Below are 21655 nucleotides of genomic sequence, written 5' to 3'. Positions count from 1 at the left end.
TTTTTCGTGAGGTATCCGCGCCGCTCCCGCGCCACAATGCGGGCAGCTTCCCCGCTGGCCTGAACCTGCCGATGTCCGCCAAACGTGTCCTCATCGTTGAAGACGATGCCCATATCGCCGACCTGCTGCGCATGCACCTGGGTGATGAGGGTTATGAAGTCGCGCACGCCGCCAGCGGCGATGCTGGCCTGCGCCTGATCGAACAGGAAGGCCCGTGGGACGCGCTGGTCCTGGACGTGATGCTGCCGGGCGTGGACGGCCTGCAGGTCTGCCAGCGTGCACGCGCGATGGCGCGCTATGTGCCGATCATCATCATCAGTGCGCGCGGCAGCGAAACCCAGCGCATCGTCGGCCTGGAACTGGGCGCGGACGACTACCTGGCCAAACCGTTCTCGATGCCGGAGCTGGTGGCACGCGTACGCGCGCTGCTGCGCCGTGCCGAAGCCATGGCACAGAACGCGCGCATCGATGCCGGGGCGATCGAACTGGGTGGGCTGCGCCTGGACCCGGTCGCGCGTACGGCCGCCGTCGATGGCAATGCACTGGAACTGACCCCGCGTGAGTTCGAACTGCTGCTGTTCTTCGCCCGCCACCCGGACCAGGTATTTGCGCGGATGGAACTGCTCAACCAGGTCTGGGGCTACCAGCACGATGGGTACGAGCACACGGTCAACACCCACATCAACCGCCTGCGCAGCAAGATCGAAACCGATCCGGGCAACCCACGGCGTCTGCTGACGGTGTGGGGGCGCGGCTACAAGCTGGTCGACCCGGCCGGGGCGGCAGCATGATCAAACCGAACCTGTGGCAGAAACTGGCGCTGGTGATGTCGGCGCTGATGCTGACGTGCTGCATGGCGTTGCTGGCCTGGCAGATGCGCACCAATACCCGGCATGAGCAGGAAGTGGTGCAGCGCCTGTCGCTGGGGTTGGCCGAGCACATCGCCCAGCGCAGCGAGCTGATGGACACCAGCGGCATGCGCGATGCAGCGGTGCGCGCGTTGTTCGGCCAGCTGATGGCGGTCAATCCCAGTGTCGAGGTGTACCTGCTGGATGAGCAGGGTCGCATCCTTGGCCACGATGCGCCCAGCGGCCATCTGATGCGCAACCAGGTGGATGTAGCGCCGCTGCGACGGCTGCTGTCCGGTGCGCCGCTGCCGATCCTCGGTGACGATCCGCGCAGTACTGATGGCCGCAAGGTGTTCAGCGTCGCGCCGCTGGTGGTGCAGGGGCGGCAGGCGGGCTACGTGTACGTGGTGCTGGTGGGCGAACACCGGCAGATGCTGGCCGATGATCTCGCCGCTGGCAGCCAATGGCACACCACCCTGTGGTCGGTGCTGTTGATAGGCGGGCTGGGCCTGCTTGCCGGCCTGGTGGCCTTCTATTGGGTGACCCGGCCGCTGCGCCAGGTCACCCGGCGCATACAGGCCTTCGACATCGACGCGCCGACGCCGCTGCCCGCGCCGGTACCGCTGCGCGCGGGCGAGCGCGATGAGCTGAAGATCCTCGAACATGCCCACGCGCAGATGGCACAACGGCTGGGCGAACAATGGCAGCAGCTGCGCCAGCAGGACCTGCAGCGCCGCGAACTGGTGGCCAACATCTCGCATGACCTGCGCACGCCGTTGTCCTCGCTGCATGGTTACCTGGAAACGCTGGCGCTGAAGGAAGCCACGCTGTCGCCGCAGGAGCGCCGTCGCTATCTCGGTATCGCGCTGGCGCAGAGCGCCAAGGTCGGCCGTCTTGCCCGCGCGCTGTTTGAACTGGCGCGGCTGGAACACGGTGAAGTGCGGCTGGAGTGGGAAGTGTTCGCGTTGCCCGAGCTGTTGCAGGACGTGCTGCAGAAATTCGAACTGGCCGCGCAGGCACGTGGGCAGCGCCTGCATGCCGAGTTCCCGCCGGGCCTGCCGTTGGTGCGTGCCGATCTGGGACTTGTGGAGCGCGTGCTGACCAACCTGCTCGACAACGCGCTGCGGCATGCGCCGGACGGTGGCCGCGTGCAGGTGCAGCTGTCCGCGCTGCCCGACAGCGTGCAGGTTGCGGTGCAGGACGATGGCCCCGGCGTGCTGCCGGCGATGCGGGAGCAACTGTTCCAGGCACCGGCCGCACTGGGCGCGCAGCGTGGCGAAAACGGCGGGCTCGGCCTGCTGATCGTGCAGCGCATCGTGCAGCTGCATGGTCGCCGTATCGAACTGCGCGACAGCGAACAGGGCGCGCTGTTCGTGTTCGCCCTGCCACGCGCGGATGCCGAGACGAACTAGATGTCTTCTGCCGGTGGCGCGACACCGCTTTCCATCGGCAGCAGCAGCCGGATGCAGGCGCCACCGAGCGCCGAATCGGCCACTTCCACGTGGCCGCGATGCTTGTCCGCCACCACCTGCACCAGCGCCAGCCCCAGCCCGAAGCCCGGGCTGGCCTGGTCCAGTCGCACATAGGGCTGCAGCACCTGGCTGCGCAGTTCGACAGCGATGCCGGGGCCGTCATCCTCCACCTGCAGGCACAGCCATCCCTCGTTGAGCGTGCTGACAATGCGGATCTGCCGGCGCGCATAGCGCAGCGCATTGCCCAGCAGGTTGCGCAGCGCCAGTTCCAGCATGTGCCGGTTGACGTTGACCAGCCCTGCCGGCGACAGGTCCTGCTGTATCGGGATCGTCAGCGGTGCTAACTGGTCGACGACGCCGCGTACCAGTGCAGCCAGCTGCAGGCGCTGGCGGGTGAGCTGATGGCAGCGGCCGAGCGCGGCGTATTCGACGCCGGCGTCGGTCAGGTGCTGCAGCCGGTCCACATCGATGCGCAGCCCGGACAGCGCATCGCGCTGGGCGTCATCCAGTCCGGTGTCTTCCAGATCGGCCAGGCCGAAGCGCATCCGCGCCAGCGGCGTGCGTACTTCATGCGCCACGGCCTGGGCCAGCACGCGCTGGCTTTCCAGCAACAGCTGCAGCTGCTCGGCCATGTGGTTGAACGCCTTGGCCAACGGCCGCACCAGCGCGGTACCGGCACGTGGCGCGCGGCTGTCGAGCTGGCCATCACGCATCCGTCGCGCGGTCTGCGCCAGCTGCGAGACATCGCGCCACAGCCGGTAGACCATCACGTACATCGGCAAGGCCACTGCCACCATCAGGATCAGCAGGATGATGGCCACACCAGAGGCCTCGCTGTCCTGCCAGCCTTCCTCGGGCAGGGCCTGGTCCAACGGTCCCAGAATCAGCGCACTGCTGCTGTTGCCGACGCGCTGCAGGCTGCGCATGCTGTCCAGCTCGATCTGCACGTGGCCGTTGTACAGGCCCTGGCGCTGTTTCGCCGGCAGTATCGCGGCCGCCTCGGTCAACGGCATCATCTGCAGCGGATAGGCGAAATCGCTGTCGAGCTGGCGCGTCAGCGCGGGCCACTGCGCAGCGGGTGTTTCGGCGAAACGATGCTGCAGCATCGCGTGCGGCCCGCGCATTTCCGCCTGCAGGCTGGCCTCGGTGCGGTCTTCCAGCAGCGCATCCCAGGCCCACAACCCGGCGACGATCAGCAGCAGATGGGCGACCAGGAAGCCGATGCCATAGCGCAGGAAGTGGAAGGCGTGGCCACGCATGGCCGAAGACGGGCGCTTCATCCCCATGCCGATCGGCTGAACAGGTAGCCGCGGCCGCGCACGGTCTTGATCCGCTCGGGCTGTTCCGGGTTGTCGCCCAGCTTGCGCCGCAGGCGTGAAATGCGCGCATCGATCGAGCGGTCCAGGCCGTCGAAGGCGATGCCGCGCAGGCCGCGCAGCAGCGCATCGCGGTCCAGGATCTGGCCCGCGTTGCCGGCCAGCAGGAACAGCAGGTCGAATTCGGCGGTGGTCAGCTCCAGCAGGCGGCCCTGCAGATGCACGTTGCGGGTGGACGGATCAATGCTCAGTTCACCGAAACGCAGCGCTTCATCGCGTGGCTCGACCCGGCGGTGGCGGCGCAGATGGGCGCGCAGCCGGGCAAGCAGTACCCGCGGTTCGATCGGCTTGCCGATGTAGTCGTCGGCGCCCAGTTCCAGCCCCAGCACCTGGTCGATGTTGTCGGTACGGGCGCTCAGCACGCAGATGATGCCGTCATAGTGGGGCCGGATCTGCCGACACACTTCGAAACCATCCTGGCCCGGCAGGCCGATGTCGAGCAGGACAAGCGCCGGCTTCTCGCTGAGGATCCGGGCAATCGCGCGCTGGCCACAGCGCTCATGGGCGACCTGGTAACCGTGGCGCTGCAGGTAGTCGCTGACCATCGTGCCCAGCCGAGCGTCGTCTTCAACCAGTACGATATCCAGCATTTACAAGGCCTCCGGGGCGCTTCCGTACCGCCGTGGCACGAGCGCGGCGATGCTATCCCAGCTGTCGGGCCGCCCGGGTCCAAGGGGCGGGCGCCATTCAGCCGGGGTTGCTGGCACACGGGCCGGGCCTCATGCCAAGCAAGGACTTGGCTGCAGGGTAGCAATCGCCTCGTTACAAAACGTTACGCAAGGCGCGCCTGCGGTGACGGTCGCTGACAGCGCTACGACTGACGTGGCGCGCGGCGGGGCCGAGCATGGCAGCACTCCCCAACCGCGTGCCGCCATCATGCCGTCCGCCATCTGCCCCGTGCTTTTCCTGGATTGCCCTTGCCATGGAGGCCACCGATGAGCGGCGTGGTCGGGGCCTGGCTGCCGCCAGCCGACGACGAGCAGCTGCTGCAACAGCTGGCGCCGATGCTGCGCGCCCTGCAGCAGCGTGGCCGCGGCCGCATCGGTTACTGGACCGATGCCGAGGCAGGTCTGGCCCTCGGTCATTGCCGTGCGCCGACCGACATGCCGCTGCAGCCGCTCAGTTCCAGCTGCGGGCGTTACGTGCTGTGCCTGGATGGGCGTATCTACAACAGAGCGGCTCTGCAGTCGCAACTGCGCGATCTGCCGGGCAGCTGCACCGACGCCCGCCTGCTGCTGCAGGCCATCGTCGAGTGGGGCGTGCAGCGCGCGCTGTCGCGCATCGAAGGCGCATTCGCGTTCAGCGTCTGGGACCGCCACGCACATGAGCTGTGGCTGGCGCGCGATCCGGTTGGCGAGCGGCCGTTGTATTACGGCTGGTACCAGGGCCAGTTCCTGTTCGCTTCGGAGTTGAAGGCGCTGCAGGCGTTCGCCGGGTTCGCTCCCAGCATCGACCAGGATGCATTGAGCCTGCTGCTGCGCCATGACTATGTGCCCGCGCCGCACACCATCTATCGCGGTATCCACAAGCTGGTGGCCGGGGCGATGCTGCGCGTGGACCTCAACGACCATGCCGCCGGCGGATCAACCCAGGCGAGGCAGGGCGGCCATCGCTACTGGTGCGCGCGCGATGCGATGCAATCAGCGTTGCAGCAGCCGTTGCAGCCAGCGCCCAGCCTGGAGCAGGCCACCGACCAGTTGGAGGTGGTGCTGCAGCAGGCAATCGCTACGCGTATGCATTCGCCTGTGGCTTGTGGTGCGTTCCTGTCCGGGGGCACCGATTCGTCGCTGGTGGTGGCGATGATGCAGGCGCAGTCGGCGTTGCCGGTCGAAGCATGGACGGTGGGTTTCGACGACCCCGGTCACGACGAGAGCGGCTGGGCCTCGCAGGTCGCCCGTCACCTGGGCGTGCATCACCACCTGCACCGGATGGACAGTCGGCAAGGTCTGGAGCTGCTGCAGCGCTTGCCGCAGGTCTGGTGCGAACCGTTCGCCGATGCCTCGCAACTGCCGACCCTGCTGGCCAGCGAGCTGCTCGGTGCGCGCAAGCCGGTGGCGCTGACCGGCGACGGCGGCGACGAACTGTTCTTCGGCCATCCCAGCTATGGCCGCGCGTTGCGCAATGCGCGCCTGTGCGGGGGCCTGCCGGACTGGGTACGCGATCTCGCACGGCGTGGCAGCAGCCGCTTGAACGTCGAACGGGGTCGTCTTGGCGGTTGGCGGGCGCTGGTGGCTGAAGTGGCCGCCAATGATGTGGAGGGGCACTACCTGCAACGCGTCACCCGCTGGCGGCAACCGACCCAGGTGGTATTGGGCGCGCGTGAACCGGCGACGATCTTCCAGCAGCAGGACAGCGCATTGCCGGCAGAAGCGCGCATCCAGCTGCTGGATTTCCGCATGGATCTGGCCGAAGGCATTCTTGCCAAGGTCGACCGCGCCGGCATGGCGGCCGGCGTGGAAACGCGCTCACCGTTGCTGGACATGGAGGTGGTGCGCCTGGCCTGGCGCCTGCCGCAGCACCTGAAGTATCACGACGGTGAGCACAAGCGGATCCTCAAGCATCTTCTCTCGCGCTATCTGCCTGCGCCACTGGTCTATCGCCCCAAGCGCGGTTTCGGCCCGCCGATGGCGCGCTGGCTGGCCGGTCCGCTGCGCGACTGGGCGGAAGCGCTGCTCGACCCGCAGCTGCTGCGCAACCAGGGCTGCTTCGATGCGGTGCGCGTGCGCGCGATCTGGGAGGCGTTCCTGCGCGGCGAGCGCAAATGGCATACGCACCTGTGGAACGTGTTGATGTTCCAGGCGTGGTACCAGCACTGGCACGGGAATCGCGGGCGCTAGCCGGCAGAGATCCTTGCGGGCGCGGCCAATCTTGCTGGCGCAGGGCGGAGACCCTTGCGTGCGAATGTCCTCCGGCGCCGGCCGTTGGCCGTCACCTCCCCCTTTACTTCGCACGCAAGGGCCTCCGCCCTGCGTCCGGAGCTCGTCGGCGTCTCATTGAAGAGCCGTCGCGAGCGCTGCTTCTGCGCGCCGCAAGCCGAGCCTCGTCGGGGCGGGTAGGGGTCTGGGCAAAGTAAAGGAGGAGGGGGCGGCCGCAGGCCGGCGCCGGGGGACATTTGCCCAGACCCCTACCCGCCCCGACGGGGCCCATCAGTTCGCAGAACGTCCAGACGAAGAGGCGCTCCAGAATCCAGACGCCAGGCAAAAAAAGACCCGGCAGAGGGAGGGATCTGCCGGGTCCGGATTGCATGGGGGGAGGGACCCATGCAATGAGCGTGGGCGTCGCGCCAGTGGCTGTCGCCAGTCGCATCCGCCGTGCATTTGCGTTGATGCAATGCAGCATACGCCGATCATGCGGCATTGCAACAAAAATCATCAAGGCGCCGTCTGGGGCGCCTTGATGCCTTTCAGATCAAGGGGTTGATCAGGCCGCAGGGCCGCGGTAGCGGCAGCCCGAAGTGCAGGTCTCGTGCACGGTGATCTCGCTCAACGCCGGCAGGATGGGCTTGAGCTCGTTCCAGATCCACACCGCCAGATTCTCGCTGGTCGGGTTCTCCAGGCCGGGGATGTCATTGAGGTAGTGGTGGTCCAGGCGGTCGTAGATCGGCTGGAACGCCGCCTTCACATCGCCGAAATCCATGATCCAGCCGGTCTGCGCACCCGGCTCGCCCTCCACCTTCAGTTCCACCCGGAAGGAGTGGCCGTGCAGGCGCGCGCATTTGTGCCCCGGCGGCACGTTGGGGAGGCGGTGCGCCGCCTCGAGCATGAAGACTTTGAAGATTTCCATGGCGCGATTGTACGCCGCGGGCGCCCGATCAGCCCGGCTTCGTGTTGCCTTTGCGTGAAGAAATTCTTTCCATCCGGATGAAGAGATGATAGTTTCTCTTATATCCGTATGAAGAGATGTTATTGGCCGCAACCCGGCCGGGCATGGACTACTGCGGAACTTACCTCGTCCTTCCACTACCTCCCCCACATCGTCATGCCCCAGCACACCCTGCTCGTGGCGGCCCTGGCCGTCGCTCTGGCCGCGCCTTTGTCTGCCGCCGCCGAAACCACCGCCGACGCCAGCGGCGAAGCCAGCACCCTGGCCGCCGTGCGCGTCACCGGTTCCAACATCAAGCGCGCCGATACCGAAGCCTCCAACCCCGTGCAGGTGATCGGCCGCCAGCAGCTGGAACAGACCGGCAAGGCCACCGTCGCCGATGTGCTGCGCTCGATCTCGGCCAACACCGGCAACGCCAGCAACGAGACCACCAACAACGGTTGGGCCTCGGGCTCGGCCGGCATCGGTCTGCGCGGTCTCTCGCAGAAGAACACGCTGGTGCTGCTCAACGGTCGTCGCCTGGCCAACTACGGCTTCCCGGCCGGTGGCCTGTCGGACACCTTCGTCGATCTCAACGCGCTGCCGCTGGTCGCGGTGGAACGCATCGAAGTGCTGAAGGATGGTGCGTCTGCGGTGTATGGCAGCGACGCAGTGGCCGGCGTGGTCAACATCATCACCCGGCAGAACTTCGAAGGCGCTGAAGTCGGTGGCAGCTTCGGCGGCGCCGACCAGGGCGGCCTGCACGAGCAGAACCTGAAGTTCGTCGGTGGCCTGGGCGACATCGACAAGGACGGCTACAACATCCTCTTCAGCCTGCAGGCCTACAACCGCGAGCGACTGGACCAGGACGAGCGCAACCTGACCAAGAGCGGCATCTACAGCGACCAGCCCGGCGGCCGCTGGAACGGCTGGTCGGCCAAGGGCGCGCGCTACCTCGTCAACGGCGTGTCAGTGCCGATGCTCGATGCCAACGGCAACTGCCCCACCGGTACCACCCGCGTGGCCAGCGCGCCGATGGACGGCCTGGCCGGTGATACCTGTGGCTTCAACCAGGCCCCGTTCACCACGCTGATTCCCTCGACCAAGCGCTACCAGGCCTACGCCAACGGCACCTTCCGCCTCGGTGACAACGTCGAAGCGTTCGGCGAAGTGCTGTACAGCCAGATCAAGAGCGCGGCCTGGTTCGGCAGCAGCCCGTTCTTCACTCTGGAAAGCGGTCGCTTCGCACTGAACGCACAGACCGGCCTGGCCGAGCCGGTGTCGTCCAACCTGCCGGCCAGCAACCCGTACAACCCGTACGGTCGTGCGATCCCGATCGAATACACCTTCTTCGACCTCGGCGGCACCATCAAGACCAACCGCTCCACGGCCTATCGCGGTGTGTTCGGGCTGCGTGGCAACACCGAGAAGTGGGACTGGGAAGTGGCCGCATTCGGCGCGCGCAGCAGCGAGCGCGAAACCGTCTCCGGCGGCTTCGCCAACCGCTGGGCACTGGCCAACGCACTGGCGACCGGCAGCTACAACCTGCTGAACCCGGCGGCCACGCCGCAGTCGGTGCGCGATTCGATCAACATCGCCACCCTGCGTCCGGCCGAGTCGGTGCTGCAGGGCATCGACGCGAAGATCTCCGGCAGCCTCGGCCACACCTGGGCTGGCGACATCGGTTTCGCCGCCGGTGCCGAATGGCGCCGCGAGAAGCTTGATTCGAACAACCCGTGGCAGATCGATGCCGGCCTGCAGGTGCGCCCGGCGATTGCCGAAGTGCATGGCGAGCGCAAGGTCAGTGCCGCCTATGCCGAGGTCAATGTACCGCTGGCATCTACCCTGGAGCTGTCCGCCGCCGCCCGTGCCGATCATTACGATGACTTCGGCGACGCCTTCTCGCCCAAGCTCGGCCTGCGCTGGCAGCCGCTGGATTTCCTGCTGGTGCGCGCTTCGGCGTCGAAGGGCTTCCGTGCACCGTCGCTGTCGGAGAACTCCAACAGCACCAGCATCGCCTACGGCAGCGTGGTCGACCCGCGTGATCCGGATGTGCCGGGCTCGCGGCAGAACCCGACCTTCTTCACCGTCGGCAACAGCGACCTGAAGCCGGAGCGCACCAAGAGCGTGAACTTCGGCGTGGTGCTGTCACCGTGGGCGAACACCAACCTGAGCATCGACTATTACCGCATCCAACTGGACAACCTGGTCGGTACCAACAACACCCAGACCCTGGTCAACGACAACGTCGCCGGTGCCGTGCAGCGCGATGAGCGCGGCAAGCTGCAGGCGGTCTACAACCGTTACCAGAACCTGAGCGAGCTGAAGACCTCGGGTATCGACGTCGAGCTGCGCCAGCGCATCCCGACCACCGCCTTCGGTGATTTCACCGTGACCTCGGCTTACACCCACGTGCGCGATTACCGTCGCCCGACCGTGGTCGGTGGCCCGCTGGTGGATTACGCCGGCAGCAACCTCGGCGCCACCCTGCCGAAGAACAAGGCCACTACCACCCTCGACTGGAAGTACGGCGACTACACCGCTGCGCTGACCTGGTACTACACCAGCGGCTACGACCAGAAGGCCAGTACCGCCGCCGCTGCCGTGCAGGATCGCGTCGACGCCTACAACCAGTTCGACCTGTATCTGGGCTACACCGGCATCGACAACCTGACCGTGTACGCCAAGGTGCAGAACCTGGGTGACAAGACGCCGCCGTATGACGCCTCGTTCCCGGGCATCCGCGCGCCGTACGACTTCAGCCAGTACGACCTGCGTGGCCGCTACTTCACGCTGGGCTTTGATTACCGCTTCTGATCCACCCGCCGCGGCCGGCCACCCTGTGTGGCCGGCCGTGTTGCCATGTTCCTGGGGAGTCACCGTGTCCTTCCACCGCCGTGCTGTTTTCCAGCTGCTGCTCGCCGTCGCCGTCGCCGTTGCCGTTTCGCTGCCGTCTGCGGTTCATGCACAGAGCGCTTACTTCTTCCCGCAGACCACCGATGCAACGGCCTTCGAGACCGCCATTCCCACGCCGGAGCAGTTCCTCGGCTATCCGATCGGTAGTCGTTACACCCGTCACGACCAGTTGGTGGCCTACTTCCAGGAACTGGCCAAGCACTCGGACAAGATCAGCGTGCGCGAGATCGGCCGCAGCTACGAGGGCCGGCCGCTGCTGATCGCTACCGTCACCGCTGCAGGCAACCACGCGCGGCTGGAACAGATCCGCCAACAGCACGCGACCCTGGTCGATCCGGCGCAGCCGCGCAGCGCGGCCGGCGACAGCCCGGTGGTGGTGTGGCTGGGTTACAGCGTGCACGGCAACGAGACCTCCAGCGGCGAAGCCGCGATGTTGACCGCTTACTACCTGGTGGCCAATCGCAGTGCGGAAACGCAGCAGTGGCTGCAGCAGGCGGTGGTGCTGTTCGACCCGGCACAGAATCCTGACGGCCGCGATCGTGCCGCCAACTGGCACAACGCCTGGGCATCCGATCCTGCCTCGGCCGATCCGGCCGACAAGGAGCACGTCGAACCGTTCCCGCAGGGCCGCACCAACCACTACTTCACCGATCTGAACCGCGACTGGCTGGCGCTGACTCAGCAGGATTCGCGTCCGAAGGTGGAGGTGTTCCATCAGTGGTACCCGAACGTGCAGATCGACTTCCACGAGATGGGCAAGGACAGCACCTATTACTTCGAGCCCTCGCCGAAGAGCATGCATAGCCCGCTGATTCCGGCGGCGTCGTACGACTTCAACAAGACGCTGGCCAAGTACCACGCCCAGGCGCTCGATGCGCTTGGGTCGCTGTACTACACCGGTGAGAACTTCGACAATTTCTCGCCCGTGTACGGCTCGACCTATCCGGACTTCCACGGCGCGGTTGGTGTCACCGTCGAACAGGCCAGCTCGCGTGGTCGCGTGCAGGAATCGGTGAATGGCCTGCTGACGTTCCCGTTCACCATCCGCAACCAGGTTGCCACTGGGTTGGGCACGGTGCGTGGTGCGGTCACCGAGCGCGAAGGCCTGTTCAATCTGCAGAAAACCTTCTTCCAGAGCGCGCTGAAGCAGGCTGCGCAGCAGCCGGTGAAGAGCTTCGTGTTCGGCGACGCGCATGATCCGGCATTGACCCGACGCCTGTTGGAACTGCTGTTGCTGCACAGGATTGAAGTGCATGCGCTGGATCGTGCCGTCACCGTGGATGGCCAGCGTTTCGAAGCGGGCAGCGCCTACGTGGTGCCGGTGCAGCAGGCGCAGTTCCGGTTGGTGCATTCGATCTTCGCCGAGACCCCGCCGATCAAGGGCGACGTGTTCTACGGCAGCACCAGCTATGCGATCGCGCCGGCCTACGGTGTGGCCTTCGCCAGCAGCCGCAGCCGTATCGACGGTGGGGTGCGCGTGACCACGCTGCCGGCGGAACAGGGTGCGGTGCTGGGTGGCCTGGCCGGCTTCGCCTACGCAATCGACTGGCGCGACTACAACGCTGGCCGCGCGCTGGCCGCGCTGCAGGGCAAGGGGCTGAACGCACGCGCCGCCTTCCAGCGGTTCACCACGTCCACGGCACAGGGCGAGGTCGACTTTGCCGCAGGCAGCATCGTCATTCCGGTGGCCGGGCAACCACTGCAGGGCGCGGCGTTGCTTGAGGCAGTTACGTCCGCCGCGCGCGATGCCGGGGTGCAGGTGCATGTGCTGTCCAGTGGCCGCAGCCGCGAGGGCATCGACCTCGGCAGCGATGGCGTCAAGGCGCTGCGCAAGCCTGCCGTTGCACTGGTGATGGGGGAGGGCGTGGCCGCCACCGAAATCGGCTCGGCCTGGTTCCTGCTCGACCAGCAGCTCCACCTGCCGGCCAGCAAGCTGGACCCGCAGCAACTGGGCAAGGCATCGCTGGACCGCTACACCACGATCGTGCTGTCCGGCGGCACCTATACCGGCATTGACGCGACCGCGGTGGCGGCATTGAAGCGCTGGGTCCAGGCCGGTGGCTCGCTGGTCACCTACGGCAGCGCGTCGAAGTGGGCGATCGAACAGAAGCTCGCCGAAGGCGAGAAGCTCGGCAAGGACGAAGAGGCCACTGATGAAGGCCGCCGTGCATTCGGCGACCAGCGCGATATCGCCGCGATCGAGCGAGTCAGCGGCAACATCCTCAGCGCCGATGTCGACACCAGTCACCCGCTGGCGTTTGGTGTTCCGCGCCGGCAGCTGGCGATCAACAAGGAGAACACGGTGACGCTGCAGTCGAGCGCGAACGCGTTCTCGACGGTGGTGCGCATCGACACGCCACCGCGGGTGAATGGCTATCTGTCAGAGCGCAACCGAGCGAAAGTGGCAGGCAGTGCGTGGCTGCTGGTGTCGGCGCAGGGGCAGGGCAACGTGGTGTTGTTCGCCGATGATCCGGCGCACCGCAAGTACTGGCATGGTACCGACCGCTTGCTGATCAACGCGATCTTCTTCGGGAATCTGGTGAATCCGAGTAAAGCGCGGGGTTGAGGCATTACGCGCCGGATTGATTCAAGGATTGGGAGGACGGATGGGCCGCGCAGGACACGCCGCAAGTACGTCCGTGTAGGCTCGTAGGCGCCTTGCTCGTGTGCGCTGTCCTGCGCACACGGCAAGACCGGGGTTGGGCGTCCTGCCCAACCCGCCCGAGGCATGCCTCGGGCCCATGGCGCCTGCGGTCCTGCACGGCCCATCCGTCCTCCCCAGACAGTTTCCTGCGGGCGCGGATGCATCAAACCCAGGGCGGGAGCAAGGGCAAAAGCAGAGAGCAAAAGCTGGAATTCCGGCTTTTGCTTTTGTCTTTGTCTTTGAATTTGAATTTGAATTTGAATTTGAACTTGATCCTTCTTCTCCCGGCTACCCGGCGGGACAAGAAGGCGCTGGTAATGATTGAAGCGGCGTAGGGCGGAGTGGGTGCAAAACCGTGAGCGCCATGGATGGCGCGATCGAGCCCCCATGGATGGGTTTACGGCGTGTTTTGCGCCCACTCCGCCTGCGCCGCCCCAAGCCAGACCAACCGCACGCTTTAGCACCCGGTAGCCAGCAACAAAAAAGGGACGACGCGTCAGCGTCGTCCCCCGATAAGCAGCCCCCGCCCAGCGGGTGACGCCATCCCTGTCAGCTGGGATCAGCTGGCGCGACCGCCGCCGCCACCCTGGCCGCGGCCACGGCCGCCACCACTGTTGTTGCCGCCACCGCGACGCTGGCCCTGGCCGGCGCCGGCGCCGGCGCGCTGCTGGCCGTTGCCACCGCCCTCGCGACGGCCACCGCCGGCCTTCTTCGGGCCTGCATGTGCGTGACGCGGTGCATCGCCGTGCGGACGGCGCGCATGGTTCTTGCGCGGCGCACGCTCACCGGTCTCATGCTCGGCCTTGCCCGGCGCACTGTTGCCCCAGCGGATCGGCACCTGCAGCTCGAAGCCCGGCACATCGCGGATGTCCATGTCGCGGCCCAGCAGGCGCGTGATCGCGCGCAGCAGCTTCACTTCATCCTGCGCCACCAGCGAAATCGCCTGGCCGGTAGCACCGTTGCGGCCGGTGCGGCCAATACGGTGCACGTAGTCCTCGGCCACCATCGGCAGATCGAAGTTGATCACCTTCGGCAGTTCGTTGATGTCGATACCGCGCGCGGCGATGTCGGTCGCTACCAGCACGGTGACGCGGCCGGCCTTGAAATCGCCCAGCGCGCGCAGGCGCTGGCCCTGGCTCTTGTTGCCGTGGATCGCCGCGGTCTTGATGCCGGACTTTTCCAGGAACGCGGCCAGCTTGTCGCTGCCGTGCTTGGTGCGTGCGAACACCAGGGTCTGCTCGCGGCTGTCCTGCGCCAGCAGGTGCAGCAGCAGGTCGCGCTTGCGGCCGCCATCAACCGGATGCACCTTGTGGGTGATGGTCTCGGCCACGGTGTTCTTCGGCGTCACCTGGATCTGTTCCGGGTTGCGCATGAATTCCAGCGCCAGCTGGCGGATGTTGTCCTCGAAAGTGGCCGAGAACAGCAGGGTCTGCCGGTTCTGCTTCGGCAGCTTGGCCAGGATGCGCTTGATGGACGGCAGGAAGCCCATGTCCAGCATGCGGTCGGCTTCGTCCAGCACCAGCAGTTCGATGCCGGACAGGTCGATGCTGCGACGCTCCAGGTGGTCGATCAGGCGGCCCGGGCAGGCCACCAGCAGGTCCACACCGCGACGCAGGATGTCCAGCTGGTTGCCCATGCCGACGCCGCCGTAGATGCAGGCGCTGGGGATGCGCAGGTACTTGCTGTAACCGCGCAGGCTGTCATGCACCTGGGTGGCCAGTTCGCGGGTCGGTGCCAGGATCAGCGCGCGCGGCTTGCGCGGGCCGGTGCGCACTTCCTGCGAGGCGGTGCCCAGGTGCTGCAGCAGCGGCAGGCCGAACGCGGCGGTCTTGCCGGTACCGGTCTGTGCGCCGGCCAGCAGGTCGCGGCCGGCCAGCACCAGGGGGATCGCCTGCTGCTGGATCGGGGTCGGGGTTTCGTAGCCCTGCTCGGCAAGCGCACGCAGCAGGAAGGGCGCAAGGCCCAGGGATTCAAAAGACATTGAGATTGCTCCAAGTACAAGTAACGCCTGTCCGAACGGACAGACGGGGGCAGATCAAACTGATCGGCTGACTCGGAGCGTTCCCGTGAACCGCGCTGCGAGAATTGGGTGCAGCCGACGCGAAGCGCAGGCTGGAATGCGTGACGAACGGCGTCGGAGTGGGGGCGGGCGATGGGGCGGACCCCTGTCGCCGGCGATCCCGGAGGGAAACGGACGGCCGCTGCAGACCCGCATAGTCTAGCGGAAGGATGAGACTTCACGCAAAACGGTCTGTTCAGGTTGGGGTTCTCTCTGCAGGGCTGCGCCCTGCACCCGCAGAGACCGAAGCAGCGTCAACGTCAACGTCAAAAGCTGGTTTCCTGAGGGATGGCGGGGTGGGTCCGGTTGCGGGGGGCGCCGTGAATCCGTCCTTGGAGCAACTGTGTTGAGAGAGGGGCCTCGGCCCCTCCGACAGTCACGCACGGTAGTGCCGGCCGCTGGCCGGCAGCCTTTTGGGGCACGCGCAGACTGGCTTCAGGCGGGGATCGATCCGCCTTGAGCGTCACGCACGCGGGCGTTGAGAATCACCAGCATCTTCCGCATCACCGCCACGATGGCTACTTTTCCTTCTTTGCCTCGGGCTCGCAGCGACTGGTAGAAATCGCGCAGTCGAGGTTCATGCCGCATGGCCGACATGCTGGCCATGTAAAGCACCTGACGGATCTCGGCCCTGCCGCCATGGATGCTTCGTTTGCCGCGCATGGTTCCACTGTCGTGGGACATGGGTGCTACACCGACCAGACTGGCGATGGCCTTGCCGCTGATCTTGCCCAGCTCCGGCAGATAGCTGGCCAATACCGCCTGCAGGACAGGGCCCACGCCTTTCATCGACTTCAGTACCGCCAGCTGGGGTTGCTGGGCAACCTGCTCGGCAATCTGCTGTCCCAAACGCCCAACCATCCTCTGCAGGCGGCTGATGCTGGCTTGCAGCAGTCGGCGCAACTCACGATCGGTCACCATCTCCTGCTGCTGGCGCGCTACGGTCAGGGCTTCCATCGTCTGTCGACGCGCCCGCACAAATTCCCGCAGCTTTTGCTGCCAGGGCTCCAGTGGCTGATAGGCGGGCAGTTTCACCAAGGCCGCCATCTGCGCCAATGCATAGGCATCCAGACGGTCGGTCTTGGCCACCTGGCCCATTCCCTGGGCCAGCCTGCGAGCCCGCAGCGCGTTGGCACGAACCACCGCATGACCGGCGTTGTGCAGAAAGTTCAGTACTGACTGTTCGTAGCCCCCAGTGGCCTCCAGCACGATCTGGCTCACCGGATGTTTCCTCAACCAGAGATCCAATTCAGCGAAACCCGAAGCGCTATTGCTAACCTGCAGCACCTCTCCGTCCGTCGTGCCGACATCCAGTTGGCGCTTGCTGACATCAATCCCGATCCCGTTCATCACCGGACTCCGTATAGTCTGGAAGGGTCGAGAGCTCCCCCGCTTGCCCAGTCTTATTACTGCGAGTGTCAGCTCCAGCAACTGTTCGGGCGGATCAAGGGAGATTCCGGCGTGGGCGCCAAGCTCCAAGGCGATCGTCGAGATCCAGGCTTGCACGGCGGCCCACGCCGGCTCTCGGCACCTACGCTGCCAGATTCCGATCAGATAAGGCTTGGGCGCGCCATCCATGGCGCTTACACCCCCGCAACCGGACCCACCCCGCCTTCGACAGTTTTCCGCGATCTGTCGGAATGGCATGGCTTGCTCTTGGTGGGTGCCGACCTTGGTCGACACAGTAGATCCAAGCCATGCGTGGATGATTTTCGATCAATTGTCGAAATATTCGATTTCGATGGACATTCATCCACGCGTGGCGTGGATCTACTGGCCACCGGGAAACTGTCGAAGGTGGGGCGGTGTCGGATTGCGGGGTGTCAGCCGCATGGATGCGGCTGCCAAGCCCCCAGGGATGGGTTTACGGCGTCCCCGCAATCCGACACCGCCCCGCCATCCCACGGAATGCCGCTTTGGCAGTTGCCTCGGCTGTTGCTCGAAAGCTTCTGCAGGTGCAGGGCGCAGCCCTGCCTGACACCCCCCCACTACGGTAGGGTGGGCCGATGCCGCGCTGCAGCTTGGCTGTACCGGATATTTGATTACACTTGAAACTTGTTTGCCCACGACTCCGGACACCCACCATGAAGCTTGGTTCTTTGAAGGAAGGCGGCCGCGACGGCACCCTGATCGTCGTCTCGCGTGACCTGCGCCACGGCGTCCGCGCCACCGGCATTGCCGCCACCCTGCAGCTGGCCCTGGAGGACTGGAGCCATCTGGCCCCGCGCCTGAACGCCCTGTATGACTCGCTCAATGCCGGTGACGCCGATGGCGTGTTCGATCTGGACCCGCAGGCCTTGGCCGCGCCGATGCCGCGTGCCTATGAATTCGTTGATGGCAGCGCCTACCTGCCGCACGTCGAACGCGTGCGTCGCGCCCGCGGTGCCGAGGTGCCGGAAAGCTTCTACAGCGACCCGCTGATGTACCAGGCCACCAGCGCCGGCTTCTATGGCCCGCGCGATGCGGTCAAGGTGGTCAGCGAGGACTACGGCATCGATCTGGAAGCTGAGATCGTGGTGATCACCGACGATGTGCCGATGGCGGCCACGGCCGAACAGGCCGCCGGCCACATCCAGCTGATCGGCCTGGTCAACGACGTTTCGTTGCGCAACCTGATCCCGGGCGAGCTGGCCAAGGGCTTCGGCTTCCTGCAGTCCAAGCCGCGCTCGGCGCTGTCGCCGGTGTTCGTCACCCCCGATGAGCTGGGCGCTGCCTGGCAGGACAGCAAGGTGCATCTGCCGCTGCTGACCCACATCAACGGGGCGTGGTTCGGTGCGCCGGAAGCGGGCGTGGACATGCAGTTCAACTTCGCCCAGCTGGTCGCGCATGCGGCGAAGACGCGTCCGCTCAGTGCCGGCACCATTGTCGGCTCGGGCACCATCGCCAACGAAGACACCAGCAAGGGCGCTTCGTGCTTTGCCGAACAGCGCGTGGTGGAAACCCTGCGCGACGGCAAGCCGAGCACGCCGTTCATGTCCTTCGGCGACGTGGTGCGCATCGAGATGCTTGATGCCGCCGGCAACAGCATCTTCGGTGCGATCGAGCAGCGCATCGAACAGGCGGCCAAGCCCTGAGCATGGAGGCGGCGATGGACATTCCGGTCGACGACGGCATCGTGCTGTACACCTACTGGCGATCCAGCGCCGCCTACCGCGTGCGCATCGGCCTGGCATTGAAAGGCCTGGCCTTCGACGCGCGGCCGGTGCATCTGGTGCGTGAGGGTGGCGAGCAGCACCATGACGCCTACCGTGGGCTCAACCCGCAGCAGCTGGTGCCCGCGCTGCTGCATGAGGGCCACGTGCTGACCCAGTCGCTGGCGATCCTGGAATATCTGGAAGAGCGCTTCCCGCAGGTGCCGCTGCTGCCGGCTGATGCCGCTGGCCGCGCACGCGTGCGGGCGCTGGCGCAACTGGTGGCCTGCGACATCCACCCGATCAACAACCTGCGGGTGATGCAGTATCTCGAGCGCGATCTGCAGTTGCCGGCCGATGCACGCACGCAATGGACGCTGCACTGGATGGCCGAAGGCTTCGCGGCGATGGAGGCGATGTTGGCGGCCAGCGCGGAGACAGGCACGTTCTGCCACGGCGATCGTCCGGGCCTGGCTGACATCTGCCTGCTCCCGCAGCTGTACAACGCGCATCGGTTTGGTCTGGACCTGGCGCCGTACCCGACCCTCCGCCGGATTGAGACCGCCTGCCAGCAGCTGGACGCGTTCACCGCTGCACGCCCGGAAAACCAGATCGACGCTGCCTGACGGAAAGGGGACGGAGGGGATTAAGTCGTTTGTGGCACAAGCGACTTAATCCCCTCCGTCCCCTTCCTGCAGCTGCCGCAGGTCCTCACGGAACAACCGGTAGGCGTCCTCGCGCCGCGTCTCATCCTTTTGCCGCAGTACCCAGGCCGGGTGCACGGTGGCGTAACCCCGGGTGCCATCGTCCAGCACGTGCCAGCCGCCGCGGTCGCGCATCAGATTGAAGCCGCTGCCGAACACCGCGGTCGCTGCGGTGGCACCCAGGCAGACGATCACCTGCGGTTTCACCCGTGCGATCTCGCCCTGCAGCCACGGCCGGCAGGCATGCACATGGCGGCTCTCAGGGCGCTTGTGCAGGCGCACCTTGCCGCGCCGCTCGTGGTGGAAGTGCTTCACCGCGTTGGTCAGGTACAGCGCGCTGCGCTCGATGCCCAGTTCCTGCAGCGCGCGGTCCAGCAGCTTGCCTGCCGGACCAGCAAAGGGGCGGCCACTCAGGTCCTCGACATCGCCGGGCTGTTCGCCCACCAGCATGATGCGTGCGTCGGCACGACCTTCGCCGAACACGGTCTGGGTGGACGCCTCCCACAATGGGCACTGCCGGCAGACGGCCGCCTGCTGGCGCAGTGCCTGCAGGCTGCCATCGTCCGCAGCGGCATCGGCGGCAGCGTTCTGCCGCGCTGGAATACGTCGTTGTGGTGCCTGCGCCGGCCGATCGTGCATCTCCTGCACGCGGCTGGCCGCATCGCGCACAAGGCCAGGCAACAGCTGTGCTTCGGGAAGATGTTTCCAGTACCGGGTGGGCATCTCCTGCTGCATCATCCGCGTGTTGAGCCGGGCCGGATTGAAGATGCTGGCGTAATAGGTCTGCCACAGGGTCTCGCGTGCATCTTCGGCGGGGGCATCCTGGCGGGTGCCGCCATCGCCGAACCATAACGCGCTGCCATCCCATTGCACGCTGCGCGTGGGCGTCAGGATCGCCCAGCGCATGCCGGCGAAACGGCGGGCGAAGAAGGGCGCGACACGGTCGACGATGTTGTGGTCGGGCTCGAACCAGGCAATGAACGCGTCGGTTTCGCCGGGCACCTCACGGAAGCGAACGAAGGCCTTCATCTTGTGCGTATCGCGGCGCACTGCCTGCGCCAGCGCCATCAGGCGAAGCACATCGGCATCGGCCGGATTGGACAGTACCGTGCGTTCGCCGTGGGCGATGCGCCACAGCAGGCGGTACAGCAGCGGCAGGCGCTGCGGATCGCGATGGCACAGGCAGGTCGCCGCCAGTTCCACGAAGTCGCGTGGCACGTTCGGCGCGACGGCTCCGTCGGGCAACGGCGCCTGCTGTACCGCTGGCGCATCCAGCAGGGACGCCTCGGAATCCACCCGCCAGTCCAGCTGTTCAGGGCGCACGCCGCGCAGCAACGCCTCCCGCGCTGCATTGCGCCAGGCGTCCAGTGACCACGGCGGGTCCACCCGCAGCGACCAGCGCTGCATCTCAGGCAGCGGGCGCGGCATCGAACAGCGAGCCCTGGCGGGGTGGTGGCGCCAGCTTCGCGCGCAACGCTGCCGGGTCATCCAGCGCGCTGCGGGGGTGGTGGTCGGCCAACTGCACGAACGGCAGCAGCTTGCTCATCGGCGCCTTCAACCGGGCGAGGTCGGCCACCCGCAGGCGACCGTGGCGACGTGCCATCAGCACGCGCTTGACGTTGCGTACGCCCAGCCCGGGCACGCGCAGCAGCAGTTCCTGCGGGGCACGGTTCAGGTCCACCGGGAAGCGCTCGGGATGGCGGATCGCCCAGGCCATCTTCGGATCGATGTCCAGATCCAGCATGCCGCCCTGGGTGGTGTCGGTGATCTCTTCCACGCCATAGCCGTAGAAGCGCAGCAGCCAATCGGCCTGGTACAGCCGGTGCTCGCGCTGCAGTGGGGGCGGCTGCAGCGGCAGTTGCCGACTCGCATCGGGAATCGGGCTGAAAGCGGAGTAGTACACCCGGCGCATGCGGTAATTGCCGTAGAGGCTGTCGGCACTGGTCAGGATCTGCCGGTCGCTGGCACCGTCGGCACCCACGATCATCTGGGTGCTCTGCCCTGCGGGTGCGAAACGGGGAGGGCGAGGGCGCGCGCTGCGGGTGGAAACCGGTGCGATCACCGCCGGCGCCTTGCGGGCCTCCTTGGCTTCTTCAATGCGCCAGCGCAGCTCACCCATCGCGCCGCGGATGGATGTACTGGTCTTTTCCGGAGCGAGCGTGGCCAGGCCCGCCTCGGTGGGCAGTTCAACGTTGATCGACAGGCGATCGGCGTAACGACCCGCAGCGGCCAGCAGCTCTGGTGATGCCTCGGGGATCGTCTTCAGATGGATGTAGCCGGCGTACCGATGCTCCTCGCGCAGCCGACGTGCCACCTCCACCATGCGTTCCATCGTGTAGTCCGCATTGCGGATGATGCCGCTGGAAAGAAACAGGCCTTCGATGTAATTGCGCTTGTAGAAGTCCAGGGTGAGCGTGACCACCTCATCCACGCTGAAACGCGCGCGCTGCACGTTGCTGGACACCCGGTTCACGCAATAGGCGCAGTCATAGACGCAGAAGTTGGTCAGCAGGATCTTCAGCAGCGATACGCAGCGGCCATCGGGCGTGTAGCTGTGGCAGATGCCCATGCCTTCGGTACTGCCGATGCCGCCGGAGGCACGCGAATCGCGCTTGCCCGCACCGCTGGAGGCGCAGGAAGCGTCGTATTTTGCGGCGTCGGCAAGGATGGCCAGCTTGCGTATGGTTTCCATTGAAGGAACCTA

The 21655-nt window shown here is 66.2% G+C and carries 15 protein-coding genes; 8 read left to right on the top strand and 7 right to left on the bottom strand.

Going from position 1 to position 21655, the window contains the following annotated elements:
• The first annotated feature begins 71 nt into the window (after positions 1-71).
• Positions 72-791 carry a response regulator transcription factor gene (locus HUT07_RS17005; RefSeq protein WP_025878436.1) on the top strand — a complete coding sequence of 240 codons (720 nt, stop codon included), beginning with the start codon at positions 72-74 and terminating at the stop codon, positions 789-791.
• Positions 788-2260, top strand: a complete 1473-nt coding sequence (locus tag HUT07_RS17000; protein ID WP_176021896.1) for a HAMP domain-containing sensor histidine kinase — start codon at positions 788-790, stop codon at positions 2258-2260. Before HUT07_RS17005 ends, HUT07_RS17000 begins: the two co-directional genes overlap by 4 nt.
• On the opposite strand, the gene HUT07_RS16995 is transcribed toward HUT07_RS17000, so the two are convergent.
• Both HUT07_RS16995 and HUT07_RS16990 read right to left on the bottom strand, forming a co-directional pair.
• On the bottom strand, positions 2257-3600 hold the full coding sequence (locus HUT07_RS16995) for an ATP-binding protein (protein WP_176021895.1): 1344 nt from the start codon (positions 3598-3600) through the stop codon (positions 2257-2259). The genes HUT07_RS17000 and HUT07_RS16995 overlap by 4 nt on opposite strands.
• Positions 3597-4286 (bottom strand): winged helix-turn-helix domain-containing protein, encoded by a 690-nt coding sequence (locus HUT07_RS16990; RefSeq protein WP_099821602.1) that lies wholly within the window; start codon positions 4284-4286, stop codon positions 3597-3599. The genes HUT07_RS16995 and HUT07_RS16990 overlap by 4 nt, the downstream gene beginning before the upstream one ends.
• A gap of 345 nt (positions 4287-4631) precedes the next feature.
• Between HUT07_RS16990 and asnB the strand changes: the two genes are divergently transcribed.
• Positions 4632-6533, top strand: a complete 1902-nt coding sequence (gene asnB / locus HUT07_RS16985) for an asparagine synthase (glutamine-hydrolyzing) (RefSeq protein WP_176021894.1) — start codon at positions 4632-4634, stop codon at positions 6531-6533.
• Between the two features lie 583 nt (positions 6534-7116).
• Here asnB and queD read toward each other — a convergent pair.
• Positions 7117-7479 carry a 6-carboxytetrahydropterin synthase QueD gene (gene queD, locus HUT07_RS16980; RefSeq protein ID WP_108265045.1) on the bottom strand — a complete coding sequence of 121 codons (363 nt, stop codon included), beginning with the start codon at positions 7477-7479 and terminating at the stop codon, positions 7117-7119.
• A gap of 195 nt (positions 7480-7674) precedes the next feature.
• On the opposite strand from queD, the gene HUT07_RS16975 reads away from it, so the two are divergent.
• The 3 genes from HUT07_RS16975 (at position 7675) to HUT07_RS16965 (ending at position 13382) form a co-directional block, all read left to right on the top strand.
• Positions 7675-10314: a TonB-dependent receptor gene (locus HUT07_RS16975; RefSeq protein ID WP_176021893.1), complete on the top strand. Its 2640-nt coding sequence runs from the start codon at positions 7675-7677 to the stop codon at positions 10312-10314.
• A 64-nt stretch (positions 10315-10378) separates the two neighbouring features.
• The gene (locus HUT07_RS16970; RefSeq protein WP_176021892.1) at positions 10379-12979 is read left to right on the top strand and encodes a M14 family zinc carboxypeptidase; all 2601 of its coding nucleotides are present in this window, start codon (positions 10379-10381) and stop codon (positions 12977-12979) included.
• Positions 12980-13154: 175 nt separating this feature from the next.
• Entirely contained in the window at positions 13155-13382 is a 228-nt protein-coding gene (locus HUT07_RS16965) for a hypothetical protein (protein ID WP_176021891.1), read from the top strand.
• A gap of 234 nt (positions 13383-13616) precedes the next feature.
• Here HUT07_RS16965 and HUT07_RS16960 read toward each other — a convergent pair whose 3' ends face one another.
• Both HUT07_RS16960 and HUT07_RS16955 read right to left on the bottom strand, forming a co-directional pair.
• A complete protein-coding gene (locus tag HUT07_RS16960) occupies positions 13617-15038 on the bottom strand; it encodes a DEAD/DEAH box helicase (RefSeq protein ID WP_176021890.1) in 1422 nt (473 codons plus the stop codon).
• 513 nt (positions 15039-15551) lie between these two features.
• A complete protein-coding gene (locus HUT07_RS16955) occupies positions 15552-16466 on the bottom strand; it encodes an IS110 family transposase (protein WP_176019965.1) in 915 nt (304 codons plus the stop codon).
• Between the two features lie 734 nt (positions 16467-17200).
• Between HUT07_RS16955 and HUT07_RS16950 the strand changes: the two genes are divergently transcribed.
• Complete coding sequence (locus HUT07_RS16950) at positions 17201-18190, top strand: fumarylacetoacetate hydrolase family protein (RefSeq protein ID WP_176021889.1); 990 nt, start codon at positions 17201-17203, stop codon at positions 18188-18190.
• A 14-nt stretch (positions 18191-18204) separates the two neighbouring features.
• Positions 18205-18873: a maleylacetoacetate isomerase gene (maiA, locus tag HUT07_RS16945; protein ID WP_176021888.1), complete on the top strand. Its 669-nt coding sequence runs from the start codon at positions 18205-18207 to the stop codon at positions 18871-18873.
• Positions 18874-18918: 45 nt separating this feature from the next.
• Here the strand turns inward: maiA and HUT07_RS16940 are convergent, their stop codons facing one another.
• Both HUT07_RS16940 and HUT07_RS16935 read right to left on the bottom strand, forming a co-directional pair.
• A complete protein-coding gene (locus HUT07_RS16940) occupies positions 18919-20379 on the bottom strand; it encodes a UdgX family uracil-DNA binding protein (RefSeq protein ID WP_176021887.1) in 1461 nt (486 codons plus the stop codon).
• On the bottom strand, positions 20360-21643 hold the full coding sequence (locus HUT07_RS16935) for a putative DNA modification/repair radical SAM protein (protein ID WP_176021886.1): 1284 nt from the start codon (positions 21641-21643) through the stop codon (positions 20360-20362). Before HUT07_RS16935 ends, HUT07_RS16940 begins: the two co-directional genes overlap by 20 nt.
• Positions 21644-21655: the final 12 nt, after the last annotated feature.

It is taken from the genome of Stenotrophomonas sp. NA06056, assembly GCF_013364355.1.
In the GTDB taxonomy this organism is placed as follows: domain Bacteria; phylum Pseudomonadota; class Gammaproteobacteria; order Xanthomonadales; family Xanthomonadaceae; genus Stenotrophomonas.
Note: the sequence above shows the minus strand (reverse complement) of the source record. Positions and strands in the feature narration are given on the sequence as shown.

Bases quoted from the DNA above. Each gene is read 5' to 3' on its own strand.
- asnB (WP_176021894.1), top strand. From the start codon at position 4,632: ATGAGCGGCGTGGTCGGGGCCTGGCTGCCGCCAGCCGACGACGAGCAG.
- HUT07_RS16990 (WP_099821602.1), bottom strand. From the start codon at position 4,286: ATGCTGGATATCGTACTGGTTGAAGACGACGCTCGGCTGGGCACGATG.
- queD (WP_108265045.1), bottom strand. From the start codon at position 7,479: ATGGAAATCTTCAAAGTCTTCATGCTCGAGGCGGCGCACCGCCTCCCC.
- HUT07_RS16955 (WP_176019965.1), bottom strand. From the start codon at position 16,466: ATGAACGGGATCGGGATTGATGTCAGCAAGCGCCAACTGGATGTCGGC.
- HUT07_RS16965 (WP_176021891.1), top strand. From the start codon at position 13,155: ATGGCGCCTGCGGTCCTGCACGGCCCATCCGTCCTCCCCAGACAGTTT.
- HUT07_RS16935 (WP_176021886.1), bottom strand. From the start codon at position 21,643: ATGGAAACCATACGCAAGCTGGCCATCCTTGCCGACGCCGCAAAATAC.
- HUT07_RS16960 (WP_176021890.1), bottom strand. From the start codon at position 15,038: ATGTCTTTTGAATCCCTGGGCCTTGCGCCCTTCCTGCTGCGTGCGCTT.
- HUT07_RS16940 (WP_176021887.1), bottom strand. From the start codon at position 20,379: ATGCCGCGCCCGCTGCCTGAGATGCAGCGCTGGTCGCTGCGGGTGGAC.
- HUT07_RS17000 (WP_176021896.1), top strand. From the start codon at position 788: ATGATCAAACCGAACCTGTGGCAGAAACTGGCGCTGGTGATGTCGGCG.
- maiA (WP_176021888.1), top strand. From the start codon at position 18,205: ATGGACATTCCGGTCGACGACGGCATCGTGCTGTACACCTACTGGCGA.
- HUT07_RS16995 (WP_176021895.1), bottom strand. From the start codon at position 3,600: ATGAAGCGCCCGTCTTCGGCCATGCGTGGCCACGCCTTCCACTTCCTG.
- HUT07_RS16950 (WP_176021889.1), top strand. From the start codon at position 17,201: ATGAAGCTTGGTTCTTTGAAGGAAGGCGGCCGCGACGGCACCCTGATC.
- HUT07_RS17005 (WP_025878436.1), top strand. From the start codon at position 72: ATGTCCGCCAAACGTGTCCTCATCGTTGAAGACGATGCCCATATCGCC.
- HUT07_RS16975 (WP_176021893.1), top strand. From the start codon at position 7,675: ATGCCCCAGCACACCCTGCTCGTGGCGGCCCTGGCCGTCGCTCTGGCC.